14 protein-coding genes are annotated in these 15522 nt (G+C 60.5%); 9 read left to right on the top strand and 5 right to left on the bottom strand.

What is annotated here, in order from left to right; all coding sequences use genetic code 11:
• Positions 1–87: 87 nt before the first annotated feature.
• The 8 genes from ACZZ0G_RS09085 (at position 88) to ACZZ0G_RS09120 (ending at position 9391) form a co-directional block, all read left to right on the top strand.
• Positions 88–2022: a putative nucleotidyltransferase substrate binding domain-containing protein gene (locus tag ACZZ0G_RS09085; protein ID WP_463555935.1), complete on the top strand. Its 1935-nt coding sequence runs from the start codon at positions 88–90 to the stop codon at positions 2020–2022.
• Positions 2019–2726: a 3'-5' exonuclease gene (locus tag ACZZ0G_RS09090; protein WP_463555936.1), complete on the top strand. Its 708-nt coding sequence runs from the start codon at positions 2019–2021 to the stop codon at positions 2724–2726. Before ACZZ0G_RS09085 ends, ACZZ0G_RS09090 begins: the two co-directional genes overlap by 4 nt.
• A 336-nt stretch (positions 2727–3062) precedes the next feature.
• The gene (locus tag ACZZ0G_RS09095; RefSeq protein ID WP_463555937.1) at positions 3063–3539 is read left to right on the top strand and encodes an RNA polymerase sigma factor; all 477 of its coding nucleotides are present in this window, start codon (positions 3063–3065) and stop codon (positions 3537–3539) included.
• Positions 3536–4510, top strand: a complete 975-nt coding sequence (locus ACZZ0G_RS09100) for a FecR domain-containing protein (RefSeq protein ID WP_463555938.1) — start codon at positions 3536–3538, stop codon at positions 4508–4510. Before ACZZ0G_RS09095 ends, ACZZ0G_RS09100 begins: the two co-directional genes overlap by 4 nt.
• Positions 4511–4745: 235 nt before the next feature.
• The gene (locus tag ACZZ0G_RS09105) at positions 4746–7184 is read left to right on the top strand and encodes a TonB-dependent siderophore receptor (RefSeq protein WP_463555939.1); all 2439 of its coding nucleotides are present in this window, start codon (positions 4746–4748) and stop codon (positions 7182–7184) included.
• A gap of 74 nt (positions 7185–7258) precedes the next feature.
• Positions 7259–8389, top strand: a complete 1131-nt coding sequence (locus tag ACZZ0G_RS09110; RefSeq protein ID WP_463555940.1) for a PepSY-associated TM helix domain-containing protein — start codon at positions 7259–7261, stop codon at positions 8387–8389.
• The gene (locus ACZZ0G_RS09115) at positions 8386–8565 is read left to right on the top strand and encodes a hypothetical protein (protein WP_463555941.1); all 180 of its coding nucleotides are present in this window, start codon (positions 8386–8388) and stop codon (positions 8563–8565) included. Before ACZZ0G_RS09110 ends, ACZZ0G_RS09115 begins: the two co-directional genes overlap by 4 nt.
• Positions 8566–8761: 196 nt before the next feature.
• Complete coding sequence (locus ACZZ0G_RS09120) at positions 8762–9391, top strand: glutathione S-transferase (RefSeq protein WP_463555942.1); 630 nt, start codon at positions 8762–8764, stop codon at positions 9389–9391.
• Positions 9392–9590: 199 nt separating this feature from the next.
• On the opposite strand, the gene creD is transcribed toward ACZZ0G_RS09120, so the two are convergent.
• The 4 genes from creD to rloA2 form a co-directional block, all read right to left on the bottom strand.
• The gene (creD, locus tag ACZZ0G_RS09125) at positions 9591–10961 is read right to left on the bottom strand and encodes a cell envelope integrity protein CreD (RefSeq protein ID WP_463555943.1); all 1371 of its coding nucleotides are present in this window, start codon (positions 10959–10961) and stop codon (positions 9591–9593) included.
• A 184-nt stretch (positions 10962–11145) separates the two neighbouring features.
• The gene (gene creC / locus ACZZ0G_RS09130; protein WP_463555944.1) at positions 11146–12564 is read right to left on the bottom strand and encodes a two-component system sensor histidine kinase CreC; all 1419 of its coding nucleotides are present in this window, start codon (positions 12562–12564) and stop codon (positions 11146–11148) included.
• Positions 12564–13244 carry a two-component system response regulator CreB gene (creB, locus tag ACZZ0G_RS09135; RefSeq protein WP_463555945.1) on the bottom strand — a complete coding sequence of 227 codons (681 nt, stop codon included), beginning with the start codon at positions 13242–13244 and terminating at the stop codon, positions 12564–12566. Before creB ends, creC begins: the two co-directional genes overlap by 1 nt.
• A 67-nt stretch (positions 13245–13311) precedes the next feature.
• Positions 13312–13815, bottom strand: a complete 504-nt coding sequence (gene rloA2, locus ACZZ0G_RS09140) for a retropepsin-like aspartic peptidase RloA2 (protein ID WP_095050277.1) — start codon at positions 13813–13815, stop codon at positions 13312–13314.
• Positions 13816–14054: 239 nt separating this feature from the next.
• On the opposite strand from rloA2, the gene ACZZ0G_RS09145 reads away from it, so the two are divergent.
• Complete coding sequence (locus ACZZ0G_RS09145) at positions 14055–14942, top strand: acyltransferase (RefSeq protein ID WP_463555946.1); 888 nt, start codon at positions 14055–14057, stop codon at positions 14940–14942.
• Between the two features lies 1 nt (position 14943).
• Here the strand turns inward: ACZZ0G_RS09145 and ACZZ0G_RS09150 are convergent, their stop codons facing one another.
• Positions 14944–15501 (bottom strand): DUF2780 domain-containing protein, encoded by a 558-nt coding sequence (locus tag ACZZ0G_RS09150; RefSeq protein ID WP_463555947.1) that lies wholly within the window; start codon positions 15499–15501, stop codon positions 14944–14946.
• Positions 15502–15522: the final 21 nt, after the last annotated feature.

Raw genomic sequence — 15522 nt, forward strand, 5'->3', positions numbered from 1 at the left:
ACGTCCAATGGGCACCCCGCCCGCAGGGGTCGACCATGGTCAGAACGATCCGACAACAACAATTCGAAAAAGACTGCGGTAATGGTTATGAGTAAAGCGGACGCCTTCACCCAGGCAGGGAAAACCGCGGTATTGCAGAACATTCAGGGCACTCTGCAATTCCTCCAGCGCTTCCCGCCCTTCAATCAGATGGAACACGCCCACCTGGCTTATCTGGTGGAGCAATGTCAGCTGCGTTTCTACGGCCAGGGCGAGAGCATCATCAAACCCGCCGACGGCCCGGTCGAACACTTCCATATCGTCAAGCAAGGTCGGGTGGTCGGCGAACGTCAGCACATCACCAAGCCTGGCACCGAGACCACGTTTGAGATCACCACCGGTGAATGCTTTCCACTGGCCGCGTTGCTCGGCGAACGCGCGACGCGCACCGAACACCTGGCCGGCGAAGATACGTTCTGCCTGCAACTGAACAAACTGGCGTTCATCAAGCTGTTCGCCCTCTCCAACGCTTTCCGTGATTTCGCCTTGCGCGGGGTCAGCAGTCTGCTCGATCAGGTCAACCAGCAAGTGCAGCAGAAAGCCGTGGAAACCCTCGGCACGCAGTACTCGCTGAACACCCGCCTGGGCGAACTGGCGATGCGTCACCCGGTGACGTGCAGCCCCGACACGCCATTGCGTGAAGCAGTGAAGCTGATGCACGAACAACAGGTCGGCAGCATCGTCGCGGTGGATGAACACAAGGCCCCGCTGGGGATTTTCACCCTGCGCGATCTGCGGCATGTGGTGGCCGCCGGTGTCGGTGATTTCAACCAAGCCATCGAGCGCCACATGACGCCTTCGCCCTTTTATCTTTCGCCGGATCACAGCGCGTTCGATGCAGCGATTGCCATGACCGAACGGCACATCGCCCACGTCTGTCTGGTCAAGGATCAGCGACTGTGCGGCGTGGTTTCCGAACGCGATCTGTTTTCGCTACAACGGGTCGATCTGGTGCATCTGGCCCGGACCATCCGCAGCGCCCAGCGCGTCGAACAACTGGTCAGCCTGCGCGGCGAAATCGGCCAACTGGTCGAGCGCATGCTCGCCCACGGCGCGTCCTCGACGCAGATCACCCACATCATCACCCTGCTCAACGACCACACCGTGTGCCGGGTGATCGAACTGACCCTCGCCGAAAAAGGCGACCCCGGTGTGCCGTTCAGCTGGCTGTGTTTCGGCAGCGAAGGCCGCCGCGAGCAAACGCTGCACACCGATCAGGACAACGGCATTCTGTTCGACGCACGGGACGCCGCACATGCAGCGGAGATTCGCGGCAAGCTGCTGCCGATCGCCCAGCAGATCAACCACAGCCTGGCGCTGTGTGGCTTCACTTTGTGCAAGGGCAACATCATGGCCGGCAATCCTGAGCTGTGTTTGTCGCGGGCGGAGTGGGCTCGGCGCTTTGCGGCCTTTATTCGTGAGGCGACGCCAGAAAACCTGCTCGGCTCGAGTATCTATTTCGATCTGCGCGTGGTCTGGGGCGAGGAAGCAAGCTGCGAGCAACTGCGTCGAGGCATTCTTGAGCAGGTCGGCGACAACCGTTTGTTCCAGCGCATGATGGCCGAGAACGCCTTGCGCAATCGTCCACCGGTGGGGCGTTTCCGTGAGTTCGTGCTGGCACGCAAGAACGGCGAGAAAGCCACGCTGGATCTCAAGGTTCAAGGCCTGACGCCATTTGTGGATGGCGCACGCTTGCTCGCATTGGCCAACGGCATCGACGCCAACAACACCCTCGAACGCTTCCGTCAGTTGGTCGATAAAGAAGTGATCGAACGGCTGGACGGCGCCGCGTATGAAGAGGCCTATCACTTCATTCAGCAGACGCGCATGCAGCAGCATCAGTTGCAGACCCGCGAGAATCTGCCGTACTCCAACCGCGTCGATCCCGACAGCCTCAATCACCTCGACCGCCGCATCCTGCGTGAATCCCTGCGCCAGGCTCAGCGCCTGCAAAGCAGCCTGACCTTGCGGTATCAGCTATGAGCCTGTTCTCGTGGCTGCGCCCGGCCAGTCCGGTAGTGCCAGCGGAGTTGCAACAGCGTCTGGCCCAGTTGCCGACGATTACCGAACTGCGCGAATGCACGTTGCGCGAACAGCGCTGGGTGGTGCTGGATCTGGAAACCACCGGACTCAACCTGAACAAGGATCGCGTGCTGTCGATTGGCGCGGTGGTGATCGAGGACGGCGCGATCGATTTCAGTCAGCAGTTCGAGCGAACGCTGCAATGCCGGGAATTGAAGCTCAGCCCCAGCGTGTTGATTCATGGCTTGGGGCCAAATGCGATTGCGGCGGGCAGTGAGCCGGCCGAGGCGTTGCTCGATCTCATGGAGTTTATTGGTGACAGCCCGGTGCTGGCGTTTCATGCGCCGTTTGATCAGCACATGCTGGGCCGCGCATTAAAGGAGCATCTGGGGCACAAGTTGCAGCAGGTGTTTCTTGATGTGGCGGATATCGCGCCGCTGGTGTGTCCACAGGCGCAGATTCGTGAGGCCGGACTGGATGAGTGGATCGACTGGTTCAAGCTTGAGGTGTTCGAACGGCATAACGCGAGTGCCGATGCGCTGGCGACGGCGGAGTTGGCACTGATTCTGTTCAGCCGGGCGCGGGGGCAGCAGATTCATAGTCCGCTGAATTTGCAGCAGCGGTTGAGTCAGTGGAAGCGGCGGCAGCAGGCGCCTTCGTTCTGAAATTGAGTCAAGTCCAAGATCCATCCCCCTCACCCCAGCCCTCTCCCCCAAGGGGGCGAGGGGGAAGGGAGCAGATCTTCATGTTGTCGACCCCGGAGTTCGACCGAAGAATTTCAGGTCGGTGTATCTCGAACATTCACCTCGGTCAGTCCCCTCTCCCCCCGGGAGAGGGCTAGGGTGAGGGTCTGCCTTTAAACGCCCCACCTGACCAGTGGCCAATTGCTAACCATTCCCACCTCTGCCACAATCGCGAACAATTCGCGTTAGTTAACATTTCCCAATCGGTGATGTCCGGTGTCGTCAGTCCCAAGCCCTAACAGTGAGCTCGTCGGTGCGATGTATCGCGACCATCGTGGTTGGCTGCTGGCATGGCTGCGGCGCAATGTGGCGTGTCCGCAACGTGCCGAAGACCTGAGCCAGGACACTTTCGTTCGTCTGCTCGGTCGCGACGAAATGCCGACACCCCGCGAACCGCGCGCCTTTCTGGTGGCGATCGCCAAAGGTCTGCTGTTCGACTACTTCCGCCGCGCTGCGCTGGAACAGGCCTACCTCACCGAACTGATGCTGATCCCCGAAGGCGAACAACCGTCGGTGGAAGAACAGCAAATGATCCTGGAAGACCTCAAAGCCATCGACCGCTTGCTCGGTAAACTGTCGACCAAGGCCCGCGCCGCTTTCCTTTATAACCGCCTCGATGGCCTCGGCCATGCCGAGATCGCCGCCAAGCTCGGTGTCTCGGTGCCGCGAGTGCGCCAGTATCTGGCGCAAGGCATTCGTCAGTGCTACATCGCGCTGTACGGTGAGCCGACGTGAGCCCGACCAATTCCGGACCGGTACCGGCCCATGTGCTGGACGCGGCGATTGCCTGGCAACTGACCCTCGACTCGAGCAGTCCGCTGGAGCGCGAGGAGTTCGCCAAATGGCACGCGGCCCATGAAGAACACGCCCGTGCCTGGCGGCAATTGGGCATGCTCGATCAGCGTTTCAGTGCGGCCAAAGGGCCGGCCCGCAGTGCCTTGCTGCAATCGCGCGAGGGCATTCGCCGCCGCGTGCGCAAACTTGGCAGTGGTCTGGCCAGCGTCGTGGTGATCGTGGGGCTGGGGTTGTTCGCCAGCGAACGGTTTCTTCCGCTGGATTACTGGCTCGCCGATCAACGCACCGCGACCGGTGAGCAGCGCACCGTGCGCCTGGCGGACGGCACCGTGCTGAATCTTAATACCCACAGTGCGGTGGACGTGCGTTTCGATGACAAGCGTCGATTGATCGTGTTGCAGGAAGGCGAAATTCTCGTCGAGACAGGGCATGGCGATGCACGCCCGTTCATCGTTGAAACCCGTGAAGGCAGCATGCGCGCCTTGGGTACGCGGTTTCTGGTCAAGCGTGAAGAAGCAGGCACGCGCCTGAGTGTGTTGCAGTCGGCGGTCGCGGCGCACACGCAATCGAATCCTGAAGAGCAAATCCTCCATGAAGGCCAGCAAGTGCTGCTGCGCAGTGACGGGCTGGGCTCGATTGTCGCGCTCAATCCCGGCGCGGATGCCTGGACGCGCGGCATGCTGGTGGTGGATAACGCGCGATTGGGCGATCTGGTGCATGAACTGGGGCGTTATCGCCGTGGGCACTTGGGCGTGGCGCCGGAAGTGGCGGATCTGCGCATTACCGGCAGTTTCCCGCTGCACGACACCGACAAGGCCCTGAGCGCGCTGCTGCCGACCCTGCCGGTGCAGATCGAGCGGCATACGCCGTATTGGGTCACTGTCGCGAAGGCCGAGCCCTCCTCCCCTTGACCTGATCGTTCCCACGCTCTGCGTGGGAATGCAGCCCGGGACGCTCTGCGTCCCTGTCGAAGCGGACGCAGAGCGTCCATTGAGGCATTCCCACGCGGAGCATGGGAACGATCAACCCCGCAGAAATGTGGCTGTTTTCCGGCTAATAGAAATTATTTTCATCCCGCCCTATCACTTTTCGAGTTTCATCCGGCACACAGGCAATTGAGAAATATTTCCATTCAGGAGCCGCCGTATGTCCCGTTCGCTAGACACCTTGTTGCGCCCCAGTCTGCTGGCTGTCGCCATCGCGCTCAGCGCGCCGCTGATCAGCAGTCCGTTGCTCGCCGCTGAACAAGCGTCCAGCGTGCGCGCCTACAACCTGCCGGCGGCGCCACTGTCGACCACCCTGAACCAGATCGCCAGCCAGGGCGGCATCGCGCTGTCGCTTAATCCGTCGCTGGCGGCAGGCAAGACCTCGGCGCCGGTCAACGGCCAGTACGACGCGGCCGGTGCCTTGCGCGCGGCACTGCGTGGCAGCGGTCTGCAACTGGAGCAAAGCAGCACCGGCACCTACACCCTGGTTGCCGTGCCTGAAGGGGTAATGGCATTGCCGGAAACTTCGGTCATCGGCGTGGAAAATTACGAAAGCGCCTGGGGCCCGGTCGAAGGCTACACCGCCACGCGCACCGCCGCCGGCACCAAGACCGACACCGCATTGGTCGAAGCGCCGCGTTCGATCTCTGTGGCGACCCGTCAGCAAATGGAAGATCGTGGCGTGCACAGCCTCGACGACGCCGTGCGCTACATGCCCGGCATCACCGCCAGCAGCTACGGCAGCGACACCCGCATCGACTGGCTGCGCGTACGGGGTTTCGAACCGACCCAGTACCTCGACGGCCTGGCACTGCCACGCGGTATCTACGCCAACCCGAAACCGGAAACCTGGAACCTCGACCGCCTCGCCTTGCTGCGCGGTCCGGCTTCTTCGGTGTACGGCCAGACCCCGCCGGGCGGCCTGCTGGACATGGTCAGCCGTCGTCCAAGCGCCGAAGCCAGCAGCGAAATCCAGTTGCAGTACGGCAGCGACAATCACCGCCAGATCAACTTCGCCAGCACCGGCAAGATCGATGAAGCGGGCCAGTTCCTGTATGGCATCAGCGGCGTGGTGCGCGACAGCGATACGCAGATCGACCATATCGAAAACAAGCGCTACAACATCGCGCCGAGCCTGACCTGGAACATCGACGACGACACCAAGCTGACCCTGCTCACGCAGTTCACCCGTGACGATACCGGTGTCACCAGCCAGTTCTATCCGATCCAGGGCACCAAGATCGACATGCCCTTCGGCAAGATCTCCCACCACAAGAACCTCGGTGATCCTGACTACGACTTCTACGACCGCACCTACTACGCGCTCGGTTACGCCTTCGAACATCGCCTGAACGATGTCTGGCAGTTCAAGCAGAACCTGCGTTACACCAAGTCGGATCTGGCGTTCCAGACGGTCACCGTCAACAGCTACAACCCGTCGTTCGCCGGTTTCACCGTGGATGATCAGGGCAACGTCGGTCGGGGCACCACCAACGTCGATGAGGACATCAGCCAATTCGCCGTGGACAACAATTTCCAGGCCGACTTCGCCACAGGCGACATCCGTCATACCCTGCTGCTGGGTCTCGACCATCAGCGCAGCAACGACAACTACACCTCAATTTTCGGCAGCGCGCCGGAGATCAACGTCAACAACCCGATCTACGGCCAGACCATCGTTCGTCCACCGCGCTCCAGCGCGTTTTACGATTACAACCAGAAGACCACCCAGACCGGCCTTTACGTGCAGGACCAAATGGCTCTGGACCAATGGCGTCTGACCCTGGGCGGGCGCGAAGACTGGGTGCACACCAGCACCAAATTCTTCAACAAGGACGACGCCACCAACACCCAGCGTGACAAGGCGTTCAGCGGCAACGCGGCGATCAGCTACGTGTTCGACTCGGGCTTCGTGCCGTACTTGTCGTACGCCGAATCCTTCCAGCCGACTGCTGGCGCCGATGCCACCGCCACCGACTCGCTCAAGCCGACCGAAGGCAAGCAGTGGGAACTGGGCATCAAGTACCAGCCACCGGGCAGCAAAACCCTGCTCAGCGCGGCGGTGTATGACCTGACGCAGAAGAACGTCTCGGTCAACAGCATCGTCAACAACGTGACCATCACCAGCCAGACCGGCGAAGTGAAAGTCAAAGGCCTGGAGCTGGAAGCAGTCTCCGACGTGACCGACAACCTGAAAGTCATTGCCGCCTACACCCTGGCCAAATCCGAAGTGCAGAAAGGCGTCGACAAGGGCAATCGCCTGCAACTGATGCCAAACCAGCAAGCCTCGCTGTGGACCGATTACACCTGGCACGCCGGCGTACTCGACGGCTTCGGCATCGGCGGTGGCGTGCGTTACACCGGCAACACCTACGGCGACAAGGCCAACACCTGGCTGGGCAAGGCCGACGCCTACACCGTGTTCGACGCGAGCGTGCATTACGACCTCGGCCGCCTGGACAACAGCCTCAAAGGCGCGTCGCTGGCACTTAACGCCACCAACCTGTTCGACAAGGACTACATTTCCACCTGCGACGGTTTCTATTGCTACTACGGCGACCAGCGCAGCGTCGTCGCCAGTGCCACTTACAAGTGGTAGGCAACTGAGCTTAAACAGGCCCTGTGACCAGGCCGTCCCTTGTGGACGGCTTTGGTGTTTTAGAAGGTCATGAAATGAAAAGTAAAACAATCCGCCGCTGGTCGTTCATCCACACCTGGACCAGCCTGGTCTGCACCGTGTTTTTGCTGATGCTGGCACTGACCGGTTTGCCGTTGATTTTCAGCCATGAAATCGACCACCTGATCGGTGATGCCCCAGAGTTGCGCGAGATGCCGGCCGACACGCCGCAACTCAATCTGCAGCAACTGGTGGATGCCGCGCAGAAACATCGACCGGGTGAAGTCATGCAGTATTTCGGCTATGACGACGAAGACCCGAACGCAGCGTTTGCGATCATGGCAAAAACCGCCGGCACTGAACCGAACTCGTCGCACACCTTCATGCTCGACGCACGCACCGGTGAAGCGCTGGAAACGCCTTCAGCCAACGGCGGTTTGATGCTGTTCATCCTGCGCCTGCACGTCGACATGTTCGCCGGGTTGCCGGGCAAGTTGCTGCTGGCGTTCATGGGGCTGCTGTTTGTCGTGGCCATCGTGTCCGGGACGGTGCTGTACCTGCCGTTCATGCGTCGTTTGAAGTTCGGCACCGTACGCCAGGACAAGTCGACAAGGTTGCGCTGGCTCGACCTGCATAACCTGATCGGCGTGGTCACTCTGACCTGGGCATTGGTGGTGGGTGTGACCGGCGTGATCAGCGCCTGCGCCGACCTGCTGATCGCCGCTTGGCGCAATGAAGCACTGACTGCGCTGATCGAACCTTACCGCGATGCGCCACCGCTGACGCACCTGGCGCCGGCCACGCGTTTGCTCGACATCGCCGCCGAAGTGGCACCGGGCATGAAGCCGGACTTCATCGCGTTCCCCGGCACACGCTTTTCCAGCGAGCACCATTACTCGGTGTTCATGAAGGGTGGCACGCACCTGACTTCGCATCTGCTGACGCCGGTGCTGATCGATGCCACGACATTGCAAGTCACCGCCGTGGCCGAACGGCCTTGGTACATGGACGCCATGGGCATGTCGCAGCCGCTGCACTTTGGTGACTACGGCGGCATGCCGATGAAAATCCTCTGGGCCGCGCTCGATGTGCTGACCATCATCGTCCTCGCCAGTGGCGTGTATTTGTGGGTGGTGCGGCGCAAAGCGGCGAAGCCTGTGCTGGAAACGGCGGAGGCGTCTGCATGAAGCCGCGTCAGTCGAATTTCTGGAAGGTGTTCAGCACGCCGTTCGTGATTGCGTTGCTCAGTGCGGCGGGGTTGTTTGCGGCGTTGTTGGGGGATGGGATTTGGGATGCGTTGAGTTGGGTTGGGCTCGGCGTGCCAGCGGTTCTGGCCATAAAAGGATTGTTGCAGCGCGGGTGAAATCTGTGTTGCCTGGCATGGCCCCTTCGCGAGCAAGCTCGCTCCCACATTTGAAATGCGTACCCCTGTGGGAGCGAGCTTGCTCCGGGCGGCGTTCCGACGAAGGCGGCAACAATTACACCATCAATTCCTCGCCAGCCTCGCCGCATCTGGCTAGGCTAACCTCCTGCTCTTCGACGATCACCGAGGTTTGCCAATGTCCGCCCCCAGCATGACCCTGTACCACAACACGCTCTCCCCGTTCGTGCGCAAAGTGATGGTGTTGCTGCACGAGACCGGTCAGCAGGATCGCGTCGCGTTGCAAGATTGCGTGCTCAGCCCGGTCAGCCCGAGCGCCGAGCTCAACGCTGATAATCCGCTGGGTAAAATCCCCGCGCTGCGTCTGGCCGACGGCAATGTCATCCATGACAGCCGCGTCATTCTTGAATACCTCGACCAGCAACACGTCGGCAATCCGCTGATCCCGCGCGAAGGCGCGGCCCGCTGGCGTCGCCTGACCCTCGCCTCGATGGCCGACGGGATCATGGATGCGTCGGTGATGGTGCGTTATGAAATGGTCCTGCGTGCTCCGGAAAAACATTGGGACGAATGGCTCGAAGCTCAGCGCGACAAGATCCGCCGTGCCCTCGCGGTGCTGGAAAAAGATGCCATTGCCGAGCTGACCAGCCATTTCGATGTGGCCGCCATCAGCGTCGCGTGTGCGCTGGGTTACCTCGACCTGCGTTTCCCGGATCTGGGCTGGCGTGACGCCAACCCGGAATTGGCCAACTGGTTTTTTGAAGTGAGTCAGCGACCATCCATGATCGCCACGATGCCCAAGCCTTAAATCGGCGACGCCTGGTCCGGCCTCTTCGCGAGCAGGCTCGCTCCCACATTGGTTTTGGGTGTGGCAGAGAACTCTGTTTCAACACCCATCCTGTGGGAGCGAGCCTGCTCGCGAATGCACCAACTCGGTTCCGGCGGCAGCGCTGCAAAAATCAGAGTCACCAAAACCTTTACCTCCCGCTTATCTTCACGCAACCCGCTCATTGCATCGCCCCCACATCAAACTCCAACGGCTTGGCCGGCTTCTGCCCGATCCCGTACCAGTCCAGTTTGCGCGTCAGCACCATAAACACACCGAGCAAACCGAACAGCAACAACGAGCCCATCAGCAACGCGTAATCCTCAGCGCTCAGCAGTCCATAAAGCAGGCCATACAACGCCGCCAGCCCCGCCGAAAAGCTCAAACCGTGGCGCACATTGCGCAGCACATGGCAGACATAAAACCCGATCAACAACACACAACCGCTGGCCGACAACAGATACGCCAGGGCAAAACCGATGTGCTCCGACAGCGACAGCAGCAACAGATAAAAGAACGCCAGCGCCACGCCCACCAATGCATATTGCACCGGGTGCACGGCCAGGCTCTTGAGCACTTCGAACAGGAAGAAACCGGCGAATGTCAGGACGATGAACAGCAAGGCATATTTGATCGCCCGATCGCTTTTCAGATACTGATCCACCGGGTCGATGAAACTCACGCCGAAGCTGCGACCATTGAATGCCTCGCAATCATTGCTGCTCACGCAACGACTCATGGCGTCTTGCAGGTTGGTGGAGAAAAAAGTGGTCTGCCAATCGGCGCTGAAACCTTGATCGTTGATCTCACGTTTGCCCGGCAGGAAGTTGCCGATGAAACTCGGATGCGGCCAATTGGCGGTAAGGCTGACACTGCTGCTCTTGCCCACCGGCAGCACTTGCAATGAACCGGTGCCTTGCAGGCGCAGGTCGAAACCGAAGCTCAGTTCCGTGGATTTGCTGGTGTCGAGCAGCGGCAGCGTTACCCGCACACCCTCGCCGAGCCAGCCGACCTGGGTGCCCGGCACGAAGTCCAGACGCTGGCCGTCGAGTTCCAGTTTCAGCGCATTTTCGATGCCGCGAATGTCGCTGATTCCCACCGCAAGAAACGGTGCATCAAACTGATAATCCGTGAAGTCCTCTTTGATGCCCAACTGCGCCGGCAATGAGAAGTGGCCGTTGATGCGGTTATCGGCATGGAACAGCCGCGCCTCATAAATGCCCCGCGCACGCAGTTCGGTCTGCACCTGACCGTCGAGCTCGAAACGCTCCGGCAGGAAGTACAAACGCCCGCGCTCTTCGCTCGGCTCGTCGTAGCGCTGGCTGGTTTTGTCGTTGGTTTTCCAGTTGTGAATCACTTTGCGATACGGCACCACCATCACCGGCCCGCTGAGTTGCTGGCTGTAGCTGGAGCTGCGGGCAATGTCTTCGAGCACGCCGTCACGCAGTTGTTGGCGGTCGTCGATGACGCCGTCGATCATCAGCAGCGGGATCAGCAACAGCAGGATCAGCACGGCGATGGCGCCGAGCTTTATCGTCAGATTCTTGTTCATGGGACTCTCCCTGTTTGGATGGGCAGAGTCTGCTGGTGCTGTATGAGGGAAATGTGGGGGGAGTATGGAGATTGTGTGGAGACTTCACTGGCCCCTTCGCGAGCAGGCTCGCTCCCACATTGGATCTGCGTGTTCACAAATCCCCTGTGGGAGCGAGCCTGCTCGCGAAGGCCGCGCCTCGGTATCAAGGCAAGCGCATTGTCACTTCCACACCGTTCTCGACATTGCGGATCCGCATCGACCCACCATGCAACTTGACCACCTCTTCAACGAAGTTAAGCCCCAACCCCGTGCTTTTGCGTCCACTGTCCGGGCGCGGCAATGAGTAGAAGCGCTCGGTCAAACGCGGTAAAGCATAATCGGGAATTGCCGCCGTCTCATTGAACAATCGAAATTCGATCTGCTCACCAACCCGCTCGGCACTGAAACGCAGCAGCCCCTGAATCGGCGTGAAATCCAGCGCATTTTCCAGCAAGTTACCCAACGCCTGACGCAGCAGAAACGGCTCGCCAATCAACAGCAGATCCGCAGCAATGGTCTGTTCGATGCGCAACTGCTTACCTTCAATCCGCGCCGCTTGACCTTGCAATAACTCATCGATCAAGACCGTCAACGGCACAGCGACCCGCTCTTCAAGGCCCTGCCGTTGCTCCACTTGCGCCAGGTTCAGCAAGCGCTCGATCAACTGCTGCATCCGCGCACTTTCACTGTCGATGTTGCCGACAAAGCGCAGGCGCTGAACCGGCGGCATGTCGCCTTGCAGCAACTCCGCTGCACCACGAATCGCCGCCAGAGGACTTTTCAGTTCATGGGTCAGCGTGTGCACATAGCGCTCGACGTAGGCCTTGCCTTCCAGTTGCGTGCGCATCTGCTCAACCGCTGTGGCGAGCTGTTCCAGTTCACCGCCACGGTAATGCGGCACTTCTACCCGCCGGCCTTCGCTGACCGCTTGGGCATAACCGGTCAAACGGTGCAGCGCGCGGCTCAGCCACCACGACAGCAATGCGCCAAAGAGCAGGCCGAGGCCGATCAGACCTGCTCCGTAAAACAGCAAGCGCCGTTCAGTGCGATCGACATACGGCTGCAATGAGCTGTTGGGCTTGGCCACGGTGACCACGCCGATGATCTGGCCGTTGTCGCGGATCGGCGCGCCGACGTGCATGACTGAAGATGTTGGGTCACCCGGATCGCTGCGACTGGAGCGCGCACCGTACTCGCCGCGCAAGGTCAGGTAGACGTCGTTCCAGCGCGAGTAATCCTGCCCGACCGCGACACCACTGGAATCGAGCACGACGACACCTTTGGCGTCAGTCACGTAGATGCGATGGTTGACCTGATTTTTCGGTAAGCCCCAAATAGTTGCTTGCGGCTGGCGCTCGCCGTAAGCACGCAGCAACTCCGGCCAGCGGTTCTCGCTGAGGGTGCCGGCCTTGAAATCATCGCGCAGGATTTCTGCCATCAAATTAGCGGTATCGACCAGGGTTTCTTCGGTGGACTGGCGCACGCCGGGGCGGATTTCCTCCATCACCGTGTTGAGCACGAAATAACCGGTGAGGCCGACAAACAGCACGTACACCAGAAAGATCCGCAGCCCCAGTGACATCAGCTGTGCCCCGGGCTGTAGCTGTAACCGAGGCCGCGATGGGTCTGGATCGGCTCGGCGTCGGCAAGCACCAGACGCAATTTAGCGCGCACGCTTTTGATATGGCTGTCGATGCTGCGCTCGTAGCCGGCGTCGGCGGCGACGCCCAGCGCATCGAGCAATTGCTCGCGGCTGAACACGCGCTCGGGTTGTTCGAGCAGGCACTGCAGCAGGCGAAATTCGTGGCGGGTCAGGCTTAGCGTCTGGCCGCGATAAATGATTTGAATCCGTTCAGGATCGATACGGAACAGCGCTGAAGTGCCTTCAATCACAGGACGCGGTGCCATTCGTTTAAGGATTGCCTTCACTCGCGCCGCGACTTCACGCGGGCTGAACGGCTTGACCACGTAGTCGTCGGCGCCGATCTCCAGCCCCACCACACGATCAATCTCGGCATCGCGAGCACTGAGGAACAGCACTGGCACTTCGCTGAAGCGCCGCAGTTGTTTGCAGGTTTCGAAACCGCTGATGTCCGGCAGGCCGATGTCGAGGATGATCAGATCGGCCGGCGTCTGACGCTGATGCTCCAGCGCCGCCACGCCAAGGCTCAGCCACGTGGTGACGAAGCCCTCGCCCTGCAAGGCAAAAATCAGCGTGTCGGCAATCGCCGCTTCGTCTTCGACAATCAGGATATGAGGCATGGCGTCCGAGCCCGTGGTTGAGTGCGCGAACGGTGCCCCAAGCCTGACCTTACGTCAATGAGACCACTTAGCAGTCCGGCTTGTCGGCCGTGAAGCGCCGCGCCGGATTTACCGCAGCGCCGAACTCGCGCAAGGCTTTGGCGCCGATCAGCAGCGGGTAGTTGAAGTTACTGCGGTCGGTCAGGTTGACCTCAACGGTACGCTTGACGTTGCCCAGGCACAGCTCCAGATCGACCACCGGGCGCTTGGCGACTTCGGTGCTTTCGCCCTCATCCTCTTCGTCCGAACGGCTTTTGATCTTGCTGATGCGCGCGACCTTGTGTTCGTAGACCTTGTTGCTGGCGTCCTTGGTGGCGAGGCGGAACCGTACCCATTCATCGCCATCGCGGGTGAAGGTTTCGATGTCCTTGGCCGACAGCGAGGCGGTCAGCGCGCCGGTGTCCATCTTGGCCTTGAGCACTTCACCGCCGATTTCCGGCAGCGCGATGTATTCGTAGCGCCCGTACAGGGTCGGCTCGGCGGCCATGACCGGCAGGGCGACGAGGGCAAACAGTGCAAGGAGGGATTTCACGTAAGGGGCTTCCTTGAGAGGTTGGGCAACGGGATTTTAGACCGTTGCGCGCTTGATCGTTCCCACGCTCTGCATGGGCATGCATCCAGTGACGCTCTGCGTCCCTGGCGGCGTTACCACGCAGAGCGTGGGAACGATCAGGTTAACGCGACTAAAGTGAAACATTCGTCACCACCGATTTGGCCTGCCGCGCGAAGCTGCTTATCATGGCGCGCCCATCCGTTTGCAAAGAGTTGCTTATGCGCCGCCTGCTCACCGGCTGTTTCGTCACCCTGCTGCTGTTGCTCAACACCCTGATCCTGATCGGGCCGTTGCTGGTCTTTGCCCTGCTCAAACTGGTGGCTCCGGGCCGCTGGCGCGACTATGCATCGGGGGCGGTGATGTGGATCGCCGAAACCTGGGCCGAAATCGACAAACTGATTTTCCGCCTGTGTATCCCCACCCAATGGGACATTCGCGGTGGCGAAGATTTGCGCGGCGACACCTCGTATCTGGTGGTCAGCAATCACCAGTCGTGGGTCGATATCCCGGCGCTGATCCAGACGCTCAACCGGCGCACGCCGTTCTTCAAATTCTTCCTCAAGAAAGAACTGATCTGGGTGCCGTTTCTCGGCCTGGCGTGGTGGGCGCTGGATTACCCGTTCATGAAGCGCTACACCAAGGCGTTTCTGGCGAAAAACCCTGAGCTGGCCGGCAAGGATCTGGAAATCACCAAACAGGCCTGCGAGCTGTTCAAGCGGCAGCCGGTGACCGTGGTGAATTATCTGGAAGGTACGCGCTACACCACCGCCAAAAGTGCTGCGCAGCAATCACCGTTCAACCACTTGCTCAAGCCCAAGGCCGGCGGCGTGGCGTTTGTGTTGGCGGCGATGGGTGAACAGCTGGATGCGATTCTCGACGTCACGGTTGTGTATCCACAGGCGAAAATCCCGGGGTTCTGGGATTTGATCAGCGGCAACGTGCCACGCGTGATCATCGACATCCAGACCCGTGAACTCGACCCGGCACTGTGGCAGGGCGATTACGAGAATGATCCGGCGTTTCGCCAGACGGTCCAGAGTTGGGTCAACCAGCTCTGGAACGAGAAGGATCAGCGCATCGCCGAACTGCGCAGCGAGCGCCGCTGAATCAGCTACCGGTGCCGGTGCCCCAGATGCTGCCCAAGCTTTGCAGCAGCGGGCCGCCGACGCCTTGATCACCCAGATACTTGAGCAGCACCGGGGCGAACTGGCCGACCATGCCGCTGTCCATGCCCAATGCGCCGAAGGCATTGTTCAGGTCATTGGTGTCCTTGACGTTGCCCAGTGCGTTTTCCAGACCGGCGGATTTGCCGGACTGACCGAGCAATCCGCTCAACGCCGCCAGGTTGCCGCTACCGCCCGATAACTTATCGATACCCGGCACTTCTTTGGCCAACTGCGAATAATCGGTGCTGCTCAATTGGTTCTTTGCCAGCCCCAACATGGCGCTGGTGCCGCCGACGGCTTGCTGCGGCGTAACGCCCAGACCGGTGACCGCTTGCAGCAGACCGGCGGTTTCCGAAGTCGGTGCGGCGGCTGTGGCCGCGTTGCCGCCCTGCATGCTCGAAGCAGCCTTGGTCACATCGTCGAGGCTGAAACCGGCGAACACCGGGCTGGCCGCAAGGGTCATCAGTGAAGCCAAAGCAATACCGCGTGAAATCTTCATTCAGACATCCTCTTGCGCTGT

Source organism: Pseudomonas sp. AC169 (assembly GCF_979258515.1).